This window comes from Pseudomonas sp. NPDC089407 (assembly GCF_044900445.1).
GTDB lineage: Bacteria > Pseudomonadota > Gammaproteobacteria > Pseudomonadales > Pseudomonadaceae > Aquipseudomonas.
Genome location: NZ_JBJDNB010000073.1, coordinates 1 through 2,386, shown reverse-complemented (window position 1 = coordinate 2,386; position 2,386 = coordinate 1). Strand labels below are relative to the sequence as shown.

General features: G+C 59.4%; 3 protein-coding genes. All 3 read right to left on the bottom strand.

Translation table 11 applies throughout. The features are described 5' to 3' along the window. Positions 1-32: 32 nt before the first annotated feature. The gene (gene tnpC, locus ACI2KG_RS29005; RefSeq protein WP_174218819.1) at positions 33-1,568 is read right to left on the bottom strand and encodes an IS66 family transposase; all 1,536 of its coding nucleotides are present in this window, start codon (positions 1,566-1,568) and stop codon (positions 33-35) included. A 63-nt stretch (positions 1,569-1,631) separates the two neighbouring features. Beyond that, the gene (gene tnpB, locus ACI2KG_RS29000) at positions 1,632-1,967 is read right to left on the bottom strand and encodes an IS66 family insertion sequence element accessory protein TnpB (RefSeq protein ID WP_004575513.1); all 336 of its coding nucleotides are present in this window, start codon (positions 1,965-1,967) and stop codon (positions 1,632-1,634) included. Continuing rightward, the gene (gene tnpA, locus ACI2KG_RS28995) at positions 1,964-2,284 is read right to left on the bottom strand and encodes an IS66-like element accessory protein TnpA (RefSeq protein ID WP_010954781.1); all 321 of its coding nucleotides are present in this window, start codon (positions 2,282-2,284) and stop codon (positions 1,964-1,966) included. Before tnpA ends, tnpB begins: the two co-directional genes overlap by 4 nt. Positions 2,285-2,386 lie beyond the last annotated feature (102 nt).

Below are 2,386 nucleotides of genomic sequence, written 5' to 3'. Positions count from 1 at the left end.
CGTAAGCGTCCGGCGAACTCACCTTGCGTAAGTCAGGCCGGCACCCACTGATGCGGCAGCAACTGTCCGATCTCACTGGCCCGTTGGGTCGGCAGCCGCGTCAGCACATCTTTGAGATAGGCATACGGATCATGCCCATTCATGCGCGCCGACTGGATCAAACTCATGATTGCCGCAGCCCGCTTACCGCTGCGCAGGGATCCCGCAAATAACCAGTTCGAGCGCCCGAGTGCCCATGGCCGTATCTGGTTTTCGACCTGGTTGTTGTCGATGGGCACAGCCCCATCATCCAGGTAGCGCGTCAGCGCTACCCAGCGTTTCAGGCTGTAATCGAGGGCTTTGGCCGTGGCTGATCCATTGGGCACCAGGTCTCGCTGAGCCAACATCCAGTCATGCAGTTTTTTGAGGATCGGCACTGCCAATTCTTGTCGTATTCGCCAGCGCTCTTCATCACTCATGTCCCGCGCCTGACGTTCGACCTCGTACAAGCCGCTGATCGAGTGCAGGGCCTGTTCAGCCAGCTGACTTTTGTTCGCCACGTGCAAATCAAAGAACTTGCGCCGGGCGTGGGCCATGCAGCCGATTTCAGTGATGCCTTGTTCGAAACCGGCTTTGTAGCCAGCGAAGTCGTCGCAGACCAACTTGCCGTTCCAGTCACCCAGGAAGTTGCGCGCATGTTCGCCAGCACGGCTTGGGCTGAAGTCGTAAACCACCGCTTTGAGCCCTGAAAACGGCGTCGTGCTGTACGCCCAGACATAGGCCCGGTGGGTTTTCTTCTCGCCTGGCGCAAGCATTTGCACCGGTGTCTCATCAGCGTGGATCACGCCCTGGTTCAGCACGGCTTCACGCAGTGCATCGACCAGTGGCTGAAGCCGCACGCCGGTTTGTCCGACCCACTGCGCCAGGGTCGAGCGAGCAATTGCCAGCCCGGCACGGCCAAAGATTTTCTCCTGCCGGTACAGCGGCAAGTGATCGGCAAACTTGGCCACCATCACGTGGGCCAACAAACCTGTGGTCGGGATACCTTTGTCGATAACCTGGGCTGGCACCGGGGCCTGGATCAGGGTTTCGCACTGGCGACAGGCCCATTTGCCCCGCACATGTTGCTCGACGGTAAACACGCCCGGCGTGTAATCCAGCTTCTCGCTGACGTCTTCGCCGATGCGTTGAAGTTGGCAGCCACAGACGCACTGGGTGTTTTCGGGTTCGTGACGAATCACCGTGCGTGGAAACTGCGGCGGCAAAGGCGCACGTTTCGGGGATTGTCGTGGTTCGGCCTGTGGCGCATCTGGGAGAAGCTGTTTTAGCTCGGCCTCGATAGCTTCAAGGTCTGTGTCGAGCAGGTCATCCAGCAAGCTGCTTTGCGCCGGGCTGATTTGCTCGCTGCGCTTGGCAAACTTGTGCCGTTTGAGCAGGGCGATTTCGAACTTGAACTGTTCGATGAGGATTTCATCGTTCTGAATCTTCCTGCTCAACGCCTCGACCTGGGATTGCAATTGCAACGCCTGTGCCGCCAAGGCACGAAGCTGTTCCGGGGTCATCTGGTCGAGGTTGGGCGAGAAAGTCATGCCGCCGATTGTGCCAGAGCAGGCGCGGGGCGACGACAAGTAGACCGGCCAAATGGCCGGCGTTTACAGCATGCTAATCACACCGCCTGCACCGACGCGCTGCCACGGCAGGCCCAGCACCAACGCCTGGAGTTGTTCGCTGTCGAGTTCGACCTCGCAGCCGTGGCGAATGCCGGGCCAGTGGAACTTGCCTTGGTTCAGTCGACGCGCTGCCAGCCAGACACCGACGCCATCGTGCACCAGCACTTTCATCCGGTTAGCCCGGCGATTGGCGAACAGATAAGCGCAGTGCGGCTTCGCCGCACCGAACACCGCAATCACCCGGGCTAATGCTGTCTCGGTGCCAGCGCGCATGTCCATCGGCTCGGTGGCCAGCCAGATGGCATCGATGCGGATCATTGAGCGAAAGCCCGAATAAATTGCGCACAACCCTCGGGATCCGAGGCTGGCCATTTCACCGTGATCACTTGCCCGGCCACGGGCAACTCGATGATCACTGACGCTTCGACTGGCCGTTTAGGTGCGGCTTTTAGCGGGACGAAAGCTGGTAGTGAAGCCGCTGCGGGCAGATCTCGATAGAGCGGCAGCCATTTGCGGATGACGTTGGCATTGATGCCGTGGTTGATGGCGACACTGGACACGGTTGCGCCAGGTTGCAGGCATTCCTGAACGACCTGGGCTTTGAACGGTTTCGGATAAGAGCTTCGTTGGCGCATAGAAATCCTGGCGATAAGGGTGATCGCGTCCGCTTAAAAATACGCGGACACCATCGCCCTTAATGCTGGAGTTCGGAAGGTGAGTTCGCCGGACGCTTACGT